Origin of the sequence: Flavobacterium sp. CAU 1735 (genome assembly GCF_039888695.1) — a bacterium.
Lineage (GTDB): Bacteria > Bacteroidota > Bacteroidia > Flavobacteriales > Flavobacteriaceae > Flavobacterium.
The window spans coordinates 123,586-140,627 of record NZ_JBDQQQ010000004.1 but is presented as its reverse complement, the minus strand read 5'-3'; the positions used below and the strand labels follow the sequence as shown (position 1 = coordinate 140,627).

The window sequence follows — 17,042 nt, the reverse complement described above, 5'->3', positions numbered from 1 at the left end:
TTTTTGATTGATGATTAAAAAATTACTGCAAAGATATCTTCTGCAAGAAAAATTAAGTTAAAATTTATATAAATTATTCGATTTATTATACTAGTGGCGTTTGTATAAAAAATAGTGCTAAGGAGTTGAAAATAGTCCGTTTACTCTATTTTTGTAATCATGAAAATACGCCTTGCCTACGAAAACTTCTGGTTCCGGAATGTTACCTTTTATCTGCTCCTTTTGGTCCTATTCCTGTATAATGAATACGCCGACAGAAAGCAGGATAAAACTCCGGAATACATATTCATTGAATTACTACTGATTTTAACAACCATTTATGGGGCAGTCATGTTTAGTAACGTAATTCTTGTAAGAAAATTTCTTTTGGAGAAAAAATATTTTACTTTTTTTAAATATTTTGCGCTTTTTTGGTTGTTTTATATCATCGTTCAGGTACAGGTTACGCAGAATTTTGGGGAGTATATTTCGCTTTTTAACGAAATACTCGGAACACTTTTTATGCTTTTTATCGGAACCGGGATTTATTTTATTAATTTATGGGTATTACAAAATGTTTTCCGAACCCATAAAAAGCTCCTGAATTCCCAGGCGGAGCTCACTTTTTTAAAGCAGCAACTCAACCCGCATTTCCTGCTTAATGCGATGAATAATCTATATGGAGACGCATTGGCCGAACCTCAAACGGTGGCTGAAAAGATATTAAAGCTTTCCGGTTTGTTGCGGTATCAGATTGAAGCGACCAAAAAAGAATATGTTTGTTTGACGGAAGAAATCGATTTTGTACAAAAATATATTGGTTATCATCAATATAAGAGCCATAATCTCAAGGTCACCGAACATTCGGAAGGCGATTTTGAAGATTTTTTTATACTACCGCTTGTATTTATGACGTTAATTGAAAATGCCATCAAATTCTCGTCAGAATGCGAACAACCTTATGTCGATATCCACTGGAAATTTATGGAGGATCATCTTATTTTTACGATTGAGAATAATTGTCTGGCAGAAGGCTCATTTTTGGAAAGTACGGGACTTGGACTGGAAAATTTGAGACGAAGGTTGATTGTATCGTTTGTAAAACATAAAATTACCATTGATAAAAATGTCATTGGTGTTTTTAAACTGGAATTACAATTATGGAAATTAAATATAAATGCCTGATCGTTGACGATGAAAAGCCGGCACACCGGGTTATAAAATCGCATATTGAACAGTGTCCGGAGCTATTATATGGTGGAAGTGCTTATAATGGTAAAGATGCTTTGCAAATGATTGTTAATGAGTGTTATGATGTGATTTTTCTGGATATCAATATGCCGATACTCACCGGTGTTGAACTCATGGAGCGTATGCCAAAACGTCCTGTAACGATTGTTACAACGGCCTATTCGGACTATGCGTTGAAATCGTTTCAGTATGATGCGGTGGATTATCTGTTAAAACCGGTTTCGTTCCCTCTTTTTGCCAAAGCGGTAGAAAAGGCAAAGCTATTTTGTAATGCCAATAGTCAGAAAACAGAAGTTAAGGATATAATACGCCTGAAAGTAAACGGCGATATAACCGATATTGCACTGGCTGAAATTGTTTGTATTGAGAGCGTAGGAAATTATCTAAAGGTATATATCCGGAATACGATTGTTCCGATTGTGGTGTATGGCAGTCTAATCGAAATAATGGATAATCTCGATAGCCGTTTTGTACAGGTGCACCGTTCCCATATTGTTAATGGAGAACACCTTATGGTTAATCATAAGCACAATCTGAGTCTGACAGACGACCGGATTGTTCCGGTTGGGCGAAAGTACCAGATTCTGGTCGATAAACTCAATTAAATCATTCTAACAAAAAGACAGTCAGCAGGCTGTCTTTTTTGATTAGAGACCTTAGGATATTGTTTTTGTATGTGGTATTGGAATGCCCTTTTTTTTGAATTCTTCCAAATTAGAATTTTGTAAGGGTATTAATTATACTATTTAAGACATTAAAAGGACAATAAAAATCCAACCGGAGCTGTATTCTCAATTTGCACTTAAGTTTGTTTAATGTTTTACAAAAGTGTTTAACATGTTTTGCAAAAGAGGTTGTTTTTACGACTTCTCAAAAACAAGAAACAAAATACTGAGTCACGATATGAAAAAGCTTTTACTTACCGTTTTACCCTTTATTTTTTCCGGTATAATGCAGGCACAGAACCGACCCAACAATTGTATTAATGCGATTGATATATGGGGAAATGATCATTTTATTTCCAATAGGGATAGTGCCGGAACAGCAGTTGATGAAATAACCGGAGATGAAAATTCAGTATGGTTAAAAATCAATGTGATTCAATCCGGCACATTGGGATTCGATATTACTCCTAAAAATCAGAAAGTAGGTCTTTCGTATAATTTTTGGGTATATGGTCCCAATAACGATTGTTCCAATCTTGGAAAGCCCATACGTTCTTGTACTCCAAAACAGAAAGAGGTGTATCCTAGTACCAATCGTATTGGAATGAATGGAAACACAACGGTGACACAAACGGATCGTGCCACCGGAAATGGATCTGTTCGATGGTTAGACGTTACAAAAGGAGAGTTCTATTATATTAGAATTGACAAGCCGACCAAAGATGCTGATTTTGATTTGCAATGGATCGGAAGTGCTGTCAATATAGATAATGCTACGGACAGTAGAAATGCTTTCGCTTTTGCTCCGCCGCCAGGTATCATAGATTTGGAGGCAACTATTAGTTCAAGTGCAACAACGATTTGTTCCGGTGATGCAGTAACCATTACGATTACCGGTACTCCCAATGCTACAGTGCTATACCATATAAATGGGGGAGCAGAACAAACCGCAATTTTGGATGCTTCGGGAACATTTTCGTTTTCGGAGAGTCTAACAACAACAACAGTGTATACTTTAACGGCTATAAAAATATATGATAGCATCGGAGTTTTGTTGCAGGAAGAAGCACTAAATGAAGCTGTAACGGTAACGGTTGGATCATTACCAACAGCTAGCATATCCGGTACTGCTACCATCTGCTCCGGAGAAACAACTCCAATAACTTTTAGTGGTACACCGTCGACTACAGTTACCTATACTGTTAACGGAGACGCTGATCAACAAGTTGTTTTGGATGCCTCCGGAACAGCAATTATTTCGGTAACACTTGCCGGAACGTATACATTGGTTCGCGTAACAACTCCGGGTACACCTGGTTGTTCGAAGGAACTGAGTGGTTCGGCAACAATAACGGTACTACCATCACCAACAGTCACAATAACTGGCACCGCCACTATTTGCATGGGTGAAACAGCTACCGTTACACTTACAGGTACACCGGATAGTACGGTTACCTATACCTTTAATGGAGGTTCTGAACAACAGCTAGTTTTGGATGCTTCGGGAACCGCAACACTTTCGACCACAACAGCCGGAACATATGCTTTAGTTCGTGCAACATCAGCCGGAGCGTTGGTCTGCACACAGAACCTGACGGGTTCTGCAACGATAACGGTAAAAACATTACCAACAGCCATAATAGGTGGTACTACAAGGATTTGTACGGGAGAATCGGCTAACGTTACGTTTATTGGTACGCCAGATAGTACGGTTTACTATACTATTAATGGGGGTGCTGAACAGCAGATTGTATTGAATGCTTTCGGAACAGGAACTGTTTCGGCAACAACAACCGGAATCTATACATTGGTTCGCGTAACGAGTTCGGGCACAACCGCTTGTTCTCAAGCGCTGAGTGACTCCGCAACGATCACCGTTATACCACCACCAACCGCTACAATAACCAGTACTGAAACGATCTGTTCGGGTGAGTCAGCTACAATTACATTTACAGGTACACCGCTTGCCACGGTTACTTATACTGTTAATGGCGGTTTAAATCAACAGGTTGCACTGGATGCTTCCGGAACCGCAATTCTTTCGACCACAACAGCCGGAACTTATACATTGGTACGCGCAATAACTTCGGGTACACCTGTCTGTTCTCAGGATCTGGTCGGTTCTACGACGATAACGATAGGATCGCTACCAACCGCTACAATAGCAGGTACTGCAACGATTTGTTCGGGCGAAACAGCTACCGTTACCTTTACCGGTACACCGAACAGTACGGTTACCTATACTATTGATGGAGGTTCTGAGCAACAGGTTGTTTTGAATGCTTCGGGAACAGGAACTGTTTCGGCAACAACAGCCGGAACCTATGCATTGGTTCGTGTCACAACTTCGGGTACACCTGGTTGTTCGCAGAATCTGACCGGTTCCGTAACAATAACCGTAAAGCCACTACCAACGGCTACAATAACCAGTACTGAAACGATCTGTTCGGGTGAAACAGCTACTATTACCTTTACCGGTACGCCACTTGCTACGGTTGCTTATACTGTTGATGGAGGTTCTGAGCAACAGGTTGTTTTGAATGCTTCCGGGACGGGAACTATTTCAACCACAACAGCCGGTACTTATGCATTAGTTCGTATAACAACTTCGGATACACCTGTCTGTTCCCAGAATCTGACCGGTTCTACGACGATAACGATAAAACCATTACCAACGGCTATAATAGCAGGTACAGCCACGATTTGTTCCGGCGAAACAGCTACCGTTACGGTTACCGGTACACCAAATAGTACGGTTACCTATACTATTGATGGAGGATCTAATCAGCAGATTGTTTTAGATGCTTTGGGAGCGGGAACAATTTCAACTACAACAGCCGGAACCTACACATTAGTTCAAGTAACGAATTCGGGATTACCGGCTTGTTCACAGAATTTGACAGGTTCCGCAACGATAACGGTAAAACCACTACCAACAGCTACTATATCAGGTACCGCAACGATTTGTTCGGGTGAAACAGCTACTATTACCTTTACCGGTACGCCACTTGCTACAGTTACTTATACTATTGATGGAGGTTCTGAGCAACAGGTTGTTTTGGATGCTTCCGGAACGGGAACCATTTCGACAACAACAACCGGAACCTATGGATTGGTTCGTATAATAGCTTCAGGAACGCCAGCCTGTTCACAGAATCTGACCGGTTCCGCAACAATAACGATAAAACCATTACCAACCGCTACAATAGCAGGTACAGCTACGATTTGTTCGGGTGAAACGACTCCGATAACTTTTACGGGTACACCGAATAGTACAATTACCTACACCTTTAATGGAGGATCCAATGAACAAATTGTTTTAGATGCTTCCGGAACGGGAACAGTTTCGGCAACAACAGCCGGAACCTATACGCTGGTTCAAGCAACGACTTCGGGATTACCGGTTTGTTCACAGAATCTGACCGGTTCCGCAACAATAACGATAAAACCATTACCAGAGGCTACTATATCCGGATCAACAACGATCTGTTCGGGTGAAACGGCTCCGATAACTTTTACCGGTACTCCAAATGCCATTGTGACCTATACGGTCGATGGCGGTACAAATCAAACCATAACATTAAACGGAACCGGAACGGCTTCTTTAACCACTCCGGGTTTAACAGCCAGCAGTATTTACAGTTTGGTAAGCGTAACCGGTGTTAATGCCTGTTCACAAAACCTAACTGGCTCCGCTACGGTAACAATTATGCCACTACCTACAGCAACAATTTCAGGAACAAGGGAAATCTGTTCGGGTACGGCTACAACGATAACTTTTACCGGTACTCCAAATGCCATTGTGACCTATACGGTTGATGGAGGGGCAAATCAAATCATACCGTTAGATGAGAGCGGAGTTGCATCCTTAACGACTCCGGCTTTAACAACCAACAGTGTCTATACTTTGGTGAGTGTGGTAGGTGTCAATACGTGTTCGCAAAATCTAACCGGTTCTGCTACTATTACGATTAACATAGAATTATTAGCAGGAATTTCAGCGACATCTCCGATTTGTTCCGGATCAACGGCTACAATAGCTTTTTCGGGTACTCCAAATGCCGTTGTGACCTATACGGTTGATGGGGGAACTGATCAGGAAATAACATTAGATGAGAGCGGAATAGCATCTTTGATCACTCCGATTTTAACAGCCAACAGTGTTTATAATTTGGTACGTGTTACTTTGGATGCTGCTTGTTCACAAGATGTGACCGGTTCCGCAACAATACTGATTATGCCGCTACCAACGGCAACAGTTTCTGGAACAATAGCCATCTGTTCGGGGTCGACCACAACAATAGCTTTTTCGGGTACTCCAAATGCTGTTGTGACCTATACAGTTGATGGCGGTATAAATCAAACGATAACATTAGATATAAACGGTGTAGCATCTTTGATGACTCCGGCTTTAACGGCAAATAGTGTTTACACTTTGGTAAGTGTGACAGGTAGTAATATGTGTACACAAAACCTGACGGGGTCAGCTATAGTAACAATATATCCATTATTAAATGCAACGATCTCAGGAACAACAACGATTTGTTCTGGGAAAACAGCAACAATCGTTTTTAGCGGTACAGCAGGTGCAATTGTAACCTACTCCGTAAATAGCGGTTCACCACAAACGGTAACACTTGATTCCAGTGGAACAGCTACGATTACTTCTGGAAATGCAAGCGTATATGAATTGCTAAGTGTTGCAAATGAAAACTGTGACCAGTCGATAAGCGGTGTAGCAACGGTAACGGTAATCCCACTGGCAGTACCAACGCTAACATTTACTTACGATTCAGTTTGTATAAATGCATTAGAAAGTCCACAGCCAATAACAGTCGATGGATTTACAACAGGAGGAATATTTAGTTCTGCTACAATTACAGTTGATCCTGTAACCGGAGTATTGGATCTTACAGGTGCTACAGTTGGCACTCATACCATTGTCTATACCGTTTCAGAGAATATAGAAAACTGTACCGGAGGAGGACATTCTGAAGCATCAATTGTAATAACAGAATCATCACTTATAACAACCATTGAAGGAGGTTGTGAGAATGCTACATTGTTATTAAAGGCGATTCCGGTTAACGGGTCGTATGATCCGGAAGCTGTGACCTATATCTGGAAAAATCAGAATGATATAACTGTAGGAACAAATAAAGCTTCATTTAATGTTGATGCATATATGGCACAAAATCCAACAGCTACTTTACCACAGGTATTTAAGGTGATCGTTTCAGATAACTGTATTGGAACCGCACAAATTTCTGTGACAAGTAATACATGTCGTATGATACCAAAAGGAATTTCACCAAATAATGATGGTTTGAATGATACTTTCGACCTAACAGGAATGAACATACAGGAACTTTCAATCTTTAACCGTTATGGTAGAGAAGTCTATAAATTCCATGGTAATTACACCAATCAGTGGAACGGAATATCCGACAAGGGTAACGAATTACCGGATGGCACGTATTTCTATGCGATTGTAAAAGAAGACGGAACAAGCGTAACCGGTTGGGTATATATTAACAGACAACGATAGACAACCAAGTAACAATACATTTAGTCTGTTTGTTTTTTAAGCAAGTAGCATATTCCAAAGAAATAAGTACTATTATGAAAAAAATATATTTGACCTCCTTGTTAATAGCGATATGTATTTTTGAGACCAATGCGCAGCAGGATCCTCATTATACACAGTATATGTATAATATGAATGTGATGAATCCTGCTTATGCCGGTTCAAAAGAAAGTTTGTCAGGAGGGATATTATACCGCCGACAATGGGTGGACATTGAAGATGCGCCCAAAACGGCTACTTTGTCGGTGCATAGTCCGGTCGGGAAAAATGTAGGTTTGGGAATTTCGGCTATATCCGATAAAATTGGCCCGGTAGAAGAAAACAATGTGTATGCAGATTTTTCCTATACATTGAATTTGGGCGGAGAACATCGTTTGGCATTGGGATTAAAAGCCGGAGCGACTTTCCATAAAATCGGATTATTCTCTGAAATCGGAAACGGATTTGTACAACATCAGGGTGATATCGCTTTTAAAGAAGATAGCAATACTACCTATTTTAATGTAGGGACCGGATTTTTCTATTATACTCAAAAATACTATATGGCCTTTTCGGTTCCAAGTTTGTTGAAAAAAACATATTTGGATGTGACGCAGAACGGACAGGAATATCAATTCGGAAGTGATGTACAACATTACTTTTTAACGGGAGGCTATGTATTTGAACTATCAGATAACACTAAGTTTAAACCATCTTTTATGTTGAAATCGGCTTTTAAAGCACCAACATCATTGGATGTATCGGCTAATATGTTGTTTTTCGAGAAATTCGAGATTGGAGCAACCTACCGTTTGGACGATTCTTTTGGCGGAATGATCAATTATGCTATTCTGCCGGGACTTCGTATCGGATATGCATACGACCATATCGTATCTGATCTTAAAATAACAACACCAGCTTCACACGAGTTTATGTTGTTATTTGACTTGAATTTTTTTACAAAAGTATCCCAGTCACCGCGATATTTCTAATTCCAAATCAGACATATGAAAAAACAATATATAACATTAGGACTATTGTTGCTTATGACAGCCAGTTATGGACAAGATAAGTTTACAAAAGAAGCAGATAAATTATTTGAGAATTACCAGTATATAGAAGCCATAGACGAATATTTAAAACTAACAGAAAGTAAAAATGCGAATGCATATGTTTTTACAAAACTGGCTGATAGTTACTATAATATTTCCAAAATGGATGAGGCTGAAAAATGGTATGTCAAAGCAATACAAAATCAAGCAAATGCAGCTGTTTATTACCGATATGCTCAGACTCTTAAGGCTTTAGGTAACTATCCGGAAGCTAATAAACAGATGGATATTTTTGTGTCTTTATTACCTAACGATGTCCGGTCTCAGGAGTATAAGGCAAATCCGAATTATATTCAGAAACTGAATCGTCAGTACAAAATGTTTGATATCGCAACAATGGATATCAATAGTAAAGATCAAAGTGATTTCGGAGCCGTCTTAACGGATGATAATACACTTTATTTTGTCAGTACCCGAAATACATCCCAAAAAATAGACAAATGGGTAGACAGACCCTATCAGGATATTTATGAGGCTATTCGAAACAGTAATGGTACCTTTTCGGAACCCAAACCGGTAAGTGAATTAAACACACCTTTCCACGATGGACCGGTAACGATTAGTAGCGACGGAAAAACCATGTATTTCGCAAGAGACGGACATAGTTCCAAATTATACGAGCGTAATAAAGATAATGTAAAAATAAGCCAACAGGGCATTTATAAAGCAACAAAAATAGATGGTAAATGGACCAATATCGAAGCATTACCGTTTAACAGCACTGCCTATTCGGTAACGAATCCGAGTTTAAGCAGGGATGGGAAAACGTTGTATTTTGCCTCGAATATGCCAGGAGGAATGGGAGAATCCGATATTTGGAGAGTCCGTATTGATGCCAATGGATATGGAAAACCGGAAAACTTAGGATCGGCTGTGAATACACAGGAGAAGGAAAACTTCCCTTTTATTGCCAACGATGATATTCTGTATTACGCCTCTTCGGGAAAACAGGGTTTTGGAGGCCTCGATCTTTTTAAAATTGATTTAAAATCTATGGGACAGGCTGTAAATCTGGGGAAACCAATAAATAGCGGGAAAGACGATTTTGCTTTAACGATCAATGAGAACAAAAATATCGGTTTTTTTGCTTCTAACCGAAGTGGGAAAGATGCTATTTATACGGCGATTCCAATCTGTTCCGTTGAAGCTATTGCTATGGTGACAAACGAAAAAACAGGAGATCTGATAGCAAATGCTTCGGTTGTAATACTAGACAACAAAGGAAATAGCATTGCAACAAAGCAGTCGGATTCCGAAGGGAAAGCACGTTATAGAATAGACTGTGAAAAGGCTTATGCGTTTCTGGTGACGGCACCGAATTTCGAACCGGCTTCTTTTCCGGTACAAAAAGTAAAATCAAGAGAAGTTCTGGTGAAAGCACCTTTGAGCCCTATTGAGGAAATCATAGCATTCAATCCTATTTATTTTGATTTCGATAAAAAGAATATTACGAAAGAAGGAGTTAGCGAGTTGGATAAATTAATAACCGTGATGAAAAATCATCCGGCATCAATGATTTTGATAAAATCGCATACCGATTCCAGAGGTAATGCAGAATACAATCAAAAGTTGTCCGAGAAAAGAGCACAATCGACTATGCAATATCTGATTTCTAATGGGATAGAAAAAGAACGTATTTCAGGTGAAGGTTTGGGTAGTTCAGAACCTAGAATTAATTGTACCAATTGTACTAAAGAGCAATATGCAAAAAACCGACGTTCAGAGTTTATAATTATTAATAAATAGATCTGAAATGTCTCCCAATGAAAATAAGTATACTGACTCAAGTCTCATAGCTTTTGGAAGTTAATAAATGTTATAATTCATATTTTCAGGGAGATATCAAGATCTTTATGTTGAAGTTGAAGCCGTTTCTACTTCGGATTCGACTGTTTTATCAAAAAAATACAAATAAATGAATAAACTATTTGTAGTAGTACTCTTTGTTTTTTCCGGTATAATACAGGCACAGAACTTATCTGACGACTGTTTCAATTCTGTGAATGTTTCTGTAAATGGCCTTTTTACCTCAAATGTTAGTGATGCCGGAACAATTGTTAACAAGATAACCAGATTCGGGAATAGAGATGAAAATTCAGTATGGTTAAAAATCAATGTGATTCAATCCGGAACGTTAGGATTTGATATTATTCCAAAAAATCAGAAAGTAGGTCTTTCGTATAATTTTTGGGTATATGGTCCCAATAACGATTGTTCCAATCTTGGAAAGCCCATTCGTTCTTGTATTCCAAGACTGAAAGACGGTAACCAAAGTACCAATCGTATTGGAATGAATGGAAACACAACGGTGACACAAACGGATCGTGTCATCGGAAATGGATCTGTTCGATGGTTAGACGTTACAAAAGGAGAGTTCTATTATATTAGAATTGACAAGCCGACCAAAGATGCTGATTTTGATTTGCAATGGATCGGAAGTGCTGTCAATATAGATAATGCTACGGACAGTAGAAAAGCTTTCGCTTTTGCTCCGCCGCCAGTTGGTATCATAGATTTGGAGGCAACGATTAATTCAAATGTAACAACGATTTGTTCCGGTGATGCAGTAACCATTACGATTACCGGTACTCCTAATGCTACAGTGCTATACCATATAAATGGGGGAGCAGAACAAACCGCAATTTTGGATGCTTCGGGAACATTTTCGTTTTCGGAGAGTCTAACAACAACAACAGTGTATACTTTAACGGCCATAAAAATATATGATAGTATCGGAGTTTTGTTGCAGGAAGAAGCGCTAAATGAAGCCGTAACGGTAACGGTTGGATCATTACCAACAGCTAGTATATCCGGTACTGCTACCATCTGCTCCGGAGAAACAACTCCAATAACTTTTAGTGGTACACCGTCGACTACAGTTACCTATACTGTAAACGGAGGCGCAGATCAACAGGTTGTTTTGGATGCCTCCGGAACAGCAATGATTCCGGTAACACTTGCCGGAACGTATGCATTGGTTCGTGCAACGACTCCGGGTACACCTGGTTGTTCGAAGGAACTGAGTGGTTCTGCAACAATAACGATAGTACCATCACCCACGGTCACAATAACTGGCACCGCCACTATTTGCATGGGTGAAACAGCTACCGTTACGCTTACAGGTACACCGGATAGTACGGTTACCTATACCTTTAATGGAGGTTCTGAGCAACAGCTAGTTTTAGATGCTTCGGGAACCGCAACACTTTCGACCACAACAGCTGGAACGTATGCTTTAGTTCGTGTAACATCAGCAGGAGCGTTGGTCTGTACACGAAACCTGACGGATTCGGCAACGATAACGGTAAAACCATTACCAACGGTCATAATAGGAGGCACTACAAGGATTTGTACGGGAGAATCGGCTAACGTTACGTTTATTGGTACGCCAGATAGTACGGTTTACTATACTATTAATGAAGGGGCTGAACAGCAGCTTGTATTGAATGCTTTCGGAACAGGAACTGTTTCGGCAACAACAACCGGAATCTATACATTGGTTCGCGTAACGAGTTCGGAAACACCTGCTTGTTCTCAAGCGCTGAGTGACTCCGCAACGATCACCGTTATACCGCCACCAACCGCTACAATAACCAGTACTGAAACGATCTGTTCGGGTGAGTCAGCTACAATTACATTTACAGGTACGCCGCTTGCCACGGTTACTTATACTGTTAATGGTGGTTTAAATCAACAGGTTGCACTGGATGCTTCGGGAACCGCAATTCTTTCGACCACAACAGCCGGAACTTATGCATTGGTACGTGCAATAACTTCGGGCTCACCTGTCTGTTCTCAGGATCTGGTCGGTTCTACGACGATAACGATAGCACCATTACCAACCGCTACAATAGCAGGTACTGCCACGATTTGTTCGGGCGAAACAGCTACCGTTACCTTTACCGGTACACCGAACAGTACGGTTACCTATACTATTGATGGAGGTTCTGAGCAAGAGGTTGTTTTGAATGCTTCGGGAACAGGAACAGTTTCGGCAACAACAGCCGGAACCTATACATTGGTTCGTGTCACAACTTCGGGTACACCTGGTTGTTCGCAGAATCTGACCGGTTCCGCAACAATAACCGTAAAGCCACTACCAACGGCTACAATAACCAGTACTGAAACGATTTGTTCTGGTGAAACAGCCACTATTACCTTTACCGGTACGCCACTTGCTACGGTTGCTTATACTGTTGATGGAGGTTCTGAGCAACAGGTTGTTTTGAATGCTTCCGGAACGGGAACTATTTCAACCACAACAGCCGGTACTTATGCATTAGTTCGTATAACAACTTCGGATACACCTGTCTGTTCCCAGAATCTGACCGGTTCTACAACAATAACGATAAAACCATTACCAACGGCTATAATAGCAGGTACAGCCACGATTTGTTCGGGCGAAACAGCTACCGTTACGTTTACCGGTACACCAAATAGTACGGTTACCTATACTATTGATGGAGGATCTAATCAGCAGATTGTTTTAGATGCTTTGGGAGCGGGAACAATTTCAACCACAACAGCCGGAACCTATACGTTGGTTCAAGTAACGGGTTCGGGATTACCGGCTTGTTCACAGAATCTAACCGGTTCCGCAACAATAACCGTAAAGCCACTACCAACAGCTACTATATCAGGTACCGCAACGATTTGTTCTGGTGAAACAGCCACTATTACCTTTACCGGTACACCACTTGCTACAGTTACTTATACTATTGATGGAGGTTCTGAGCAACAGGTTGTTTTGGATGCTTCCGGAGCGGGAACCATTTCGACAACAACAGCCGGAACTTATGGATTGGTTCGCGTAACGAGTTCGGGAACACCAGTTTGTTCTCAAGCGGTGAGTGACTCCGTAACGATAACTGTTATACCACCACCAACCGCTACAATAACCAGTACTACTGGAGCGATCTGTTCGGGTGAACCGGCCATTATTACCTTTACGGGTACGCCGCTTGCCACGGTAACTTATACTGTTAATGGCGGTTTAAATCAACAGGTTGTTTTGGATGCTTCCGGAACGGGAACTATTTCAACCACAACAGCTGGAACTTATACGTTGGTACGTGCAATAACTTCGGGTACACCTATCTGTTCTCAGGACCTGATCGGTTCTACGACGATAATGACAGGATCGCTACCAACCGCTACAATAGCTGGTACTGCAACGATTTGTTCAGGCGAAACAGCTACCGTTACGTTTACCGGTACATCGAATGGTACAGTTACCTATACTATTAACGGAGGTTCTGAACAGCAGATTATTTTGAATGCTTTGGGAACGGGAACTGTTTCGACAACAACAACCGGAACCTATACATTGGTTCGTGTAACGAGTTCGGGTATATCAGCTTGTTCACAGAATCTGACTGGTTCCGTAACGATCACCGTTATACCACCACCAACAGCTACAATAACAAGTGCTGAAACGATCTGTTTGGGAGAATCGGGCATCATAACCTTTACGGGGACACCCCTAGCTGCGGTTACTTTTACTATTGATGGAGGTTCTGAGCAACAGGTTGTTTTGAATGCTTCCGGAACGGGAACTATTTCAACCACAACAGCTGGGACTTATGCATTAGTTCGTATAGCAACTTCGGGCATACCTGTCTGTTCCCAGAATCTGACAGGTTCTACGACGATAACGATAACACCATTACCAACAGCTACTATATCAGGAACAACAACGATTTGTTCCGGTGAAACGGCTTCTGTAACTTTTACGGGTACACCGCTTGCTACGGTTACCTATACTATTAATGGAGGTTCTGAACAACAGATTATTTTGAATGCTTCGGGAACGGGAACTGTTTCGGGAACAACAACCGGAACCTATGCATTGGTTCGTGGAACAACTCCGGGTGCATCTGCTTGTTCACAGAATCTGAGTGGTTCGGCAACGATCACCGTTATACCACCACCAACAGCTACTATATCAGGAACTACAACAGTCTGTTCAGGTGAAACGACAGTTATAACCTTTACGGGTACACCGCTTGCTACGGTTGCTTATACTATTGATGGAGGTTCTGAACAACAGATTATCTTGAATGCCTCGGGAACGGGAACTATTTCAACCACAACAGCCGGAACTTATGCATTGGTTCGTGCAACGACTTCAGGAATACCAGCCTGTTCGCAGAATCTGACCGGTTCAGCAACAATAACGATCAAACCATTACCAACGGCAACTATATCAGGAACAACAACAGTCTGTTCGGGGCAAGCGGCAGTTATAACTTTTACCGGTACACCGCTTGCTACGGTGATGTATTCGAAAAATGATCTGTCAACTAATGAATTTATAACGTTAGATGCCATGGGAACGGCAACAATAACTTCCCCGGAAGTAACAACTACTGTTACGTATAGATTAATCAATATTATTTCGGCCGGTTTACCAGCCTGTAGTCAATCGATAACAGGCAGTCATTCAATAAATATAATTCCAGTACCAGAGATTCCGGTACTGCCACCTTATAGAGTCTGTGATAATGATGCAAGTGGACATGCTGTTTTTGATTTGACAATCAAAGAGAATGAAATTAAAGCCGGTAATACGGAACTATCGGTGACATTCCATGTCTCTGAGATAGATGCTGATTTAGAAAAAAATGCATTACCCATGTCCTATATATCCGGCTCGACCACGATTTATGTACGGGTAAAAAATACGACTACCGGATGCTATTCTGTTGCACCAATGAACTTAGAAACAGGGGAGGGATCGGTATTAATTATGCCGGTAACACCAGTAGTGAGTTGTGATGGAAGTGATGGTAATGGAATCGGAAGTTTTGATTTAAATGCATTAATTCCGGGTATGGTAAATGGACAAACGAATATTGATGTCAGTTTCCACGAAACCCAGGAAAATGCTCAAAACGGATTGTTTCCGATTACGACTCGACCGTACCGTAATAGTATTCCATGGAATCAGACACTATGGGTGTTGGCAAGTAACACAGTAACCGGATGTCAAAAGGTTTATTCATTCCGATTATCCGTTGAACGGGAACCAATGCTGCCGACGGTATTGGATTTGGATGAATGTGATACAGATTCTAACCCGTATGATAATCAGACGACATTCGATTTAACAGTAAATACAGCTGCGATCCTTGCAGCACAAACCGATTCATCTATAGCGTATCAGGTAAAGTACTATAACTCCAAAAGCAATGCGGAAGCTGATATACCGATCCTATCAGACGGAAACGTTATCGGTACCAATGGTCAGACGATCTGGGTACGCGTAAAAAGTAAAATTGCAGGATGCTATACTATTGGAAGTTTTAAGTTGATTATAAGGAAACCGTTATTGTTGATACATCCCGATGACATTATACATTGCGGTCTTACTCAGTCCAATAACGAACAACAACTCTTTGATCTAACGATTCGCGAAAACCAGATCACTGGAGGAGCAACAGGTTATATCTTTAATTATTATACCAATACAACTTTACCACCAGATGCGACTACGTTGATAAATACTCCAACGGCATTTCTAAATACAGATACACCACAAACTTTATTGGTAGAAGTGATAAGTGAAAAAGGGTGTAAGAGCTATGAAACCATAACGATCATTGTGGAACCATTAGAAAGACCGATATTAAATGCCGGTTTTGTTTGTATTGATAGTGCTACCGGTAGCACATTAAGTACACATACAATTAACAGTGGACTTGATGCAGCTACGTATACATTCCAATGGTACAAAGATGCTATAGGCGGAGTGCCGCAATCTATTGCGGGGGCTACAGGAATGACTTACGAAGTAAACCAACCGGGTGTTTATTCCGTAATAGCTACTAATATAATTTCCGGTTGTGTCTCTTTACCGGCAGAAGTGACGATTGAAAAATCGGAACCCGCCAAAGTAAGAGCTTATGCATCGAAAGCTTTTAGTGATGAACAATCGATTACGGTAGAGGCAATTGGAATCGGTGAATATGTATACCAACTGGACGACGAAAGTATCCAGTCGAATCCGGTATTTACTAATGTAAGTTCAGGATTGCATTGGATAACGGTTTATGATAACAACGGATGTTCGGTCGTAAAGATTCCCATAAGAATTATTAATTATCCGCATTATTTTACACCAAATGGTGATGGTTACCACGATTTCTGGAATATTGGTGATTTAGTGAACGATCCCAATGCAAAAATTTATATTTTCGATCGTTACGGGAAATTATTAAAACAGATTAAACCTTCAAAATCAAGTGGATGGAATGGAATGCTTAACGGTAGGCCATTACCAGCAACAGATTACTGGTTTACCGTGACCTATACTGAAGATGGAATGATTAAAGAATTTAAGTCGCATTTCTCATTAAAACGATAATCACAAAACACCTGACAGGTTTTTAAAACCTGTCAGGTGTAGCGAGGAATGGTATATAAAAATAAAGGCAACCCTAAGGTTGCCTTTGTAATTCTATAGAATAA

The 17,042-nt window shown here is 40.7% G+C and carries 6 protein-coding genes; all 6 read left to right on the top strand.

The window, feature by feature from the left end; genetic code table 11:
• Positions 1–159: 159 nt before the first annotated feature.
• On the top strand, positions 160–1,164 hold the full coding sequence (locus AAFN64_RS11080; RefSeq protein ID WP_347760477.1) for a histidine kinase: 1,005 nt from the start codon (positions 160–162) through the stop codon (positions 1,162–1,164).
• Positions 1,140–1,835 carry a response regulator transcription factor gene (locus AAFN64_RS11075; RefSeq protein WP_347760476.1) on the top strand — a complete coding sequence of 232 codons (696 nt, stop codon included), beginning with the start codon at positions 1,140–1,142 and terminating at the stop codon, positions 1,833–1,835. The genes AAFN64_RS11080 and AAFN64_RS11075 overlap by 25 nt, the downstream gene beginning before the upstream one ends.
• A 298-nt stretch (positions 1,836–2,133) precedes the next feature.
• Complete coding sequence (locus tag AAFN64_RS11070; RefSeq protein ID WP_347760475.1) at positions 2,134–7,443, top strand: gliding motility-associated C-terminal domain-containing protein; 5,310 nt, start codon at positions 2,134–2,136, stop codon at positions 7,441–7,443.
• Between the two features lie 74 nt (positions 7,444–7,517).
• On the top strand, positions 7,518–8,453 hold the full coding sequence (locus AAFN64_RS11065; protein WP_347760474.1) for a type IX secretion system membrane protein PorP/SprF: 936 nt from the start codon (positions 7,518–7,520) through the stop codon (positions 8,451–8,453).
• Between the two features lie 15 nt (positions 8,454–8,468).
• Positions 8,469–10,319 (top strand): OmpA family protein, encoded by a 1,851-nt coding sequence (locus AAFN64_RS11060; RefSeq protein WP_347760473.1) that lies wholly within the window; start codon positions 8,469–8,471, stop codon positions 10,317–10,319.
• Positions 10,320–10,488: 169 nt separating this feature from the next.
• Positions 10,489–16,938 (top strand): T9SS type B sorting domain-containing protein, encoded by a 6,450-nt coding sequence (locus AAFN64_RS11055; RefSeq protein ID WP_347760472.1) that lies wholly within the window; start codon positions 10,489–10,491, stop codon positions 16,936–16,938.
• Positions 16,939–17,042: the final 104 nt, after the last annotated feature.

Excerpts from the sequence above, each read along its gene's own strand:
- AAFN64_RS11055 (WP_347760472.1), top strand. The coding sequence starts at position 10,489 with ATGAATAAACTATTTGTAGTAGTACTCTTTGTTTTTTCCGGTATAATA.
- AAFN64_RS11080 (WP_347760477.1), top strand. The coding sequence starts at position 160 with ATGAAAATACGCCTTGCCTACGAAAACTTCTGGTTCCGGAATGTTACC.
- AAFN64_RS11075 (WP_347760476.1), top strand. The coding sequence starts at position 1,140 with ATGGAAATTAAATATAAATGCCTGATCGTTGACGATGAAAAGCCGGCA.
- AAFN64_RS11070 (WP_347760475.1), top strand. The coding sequence starts at position 2,134 with ATGAAAAAGCTTTTACTTACCGTTTTACCCTTTATTTTTTCCGGTATA.
- AAFN64_RS11060 (WP_347760473.1), top strand. The coding sequence starts at position 8,469 with ATGAAAAAACAATATATAACATTAGGACTATTGTTGCTTATGACAGCC.
- AAFN64_RS11065 (WP_347760474.1), top strand. The coding sequence starts at position 7,518 with ATGAAAAAAATATATTTGACCTCCTTGTTAATAGCGATATGTATTTTT.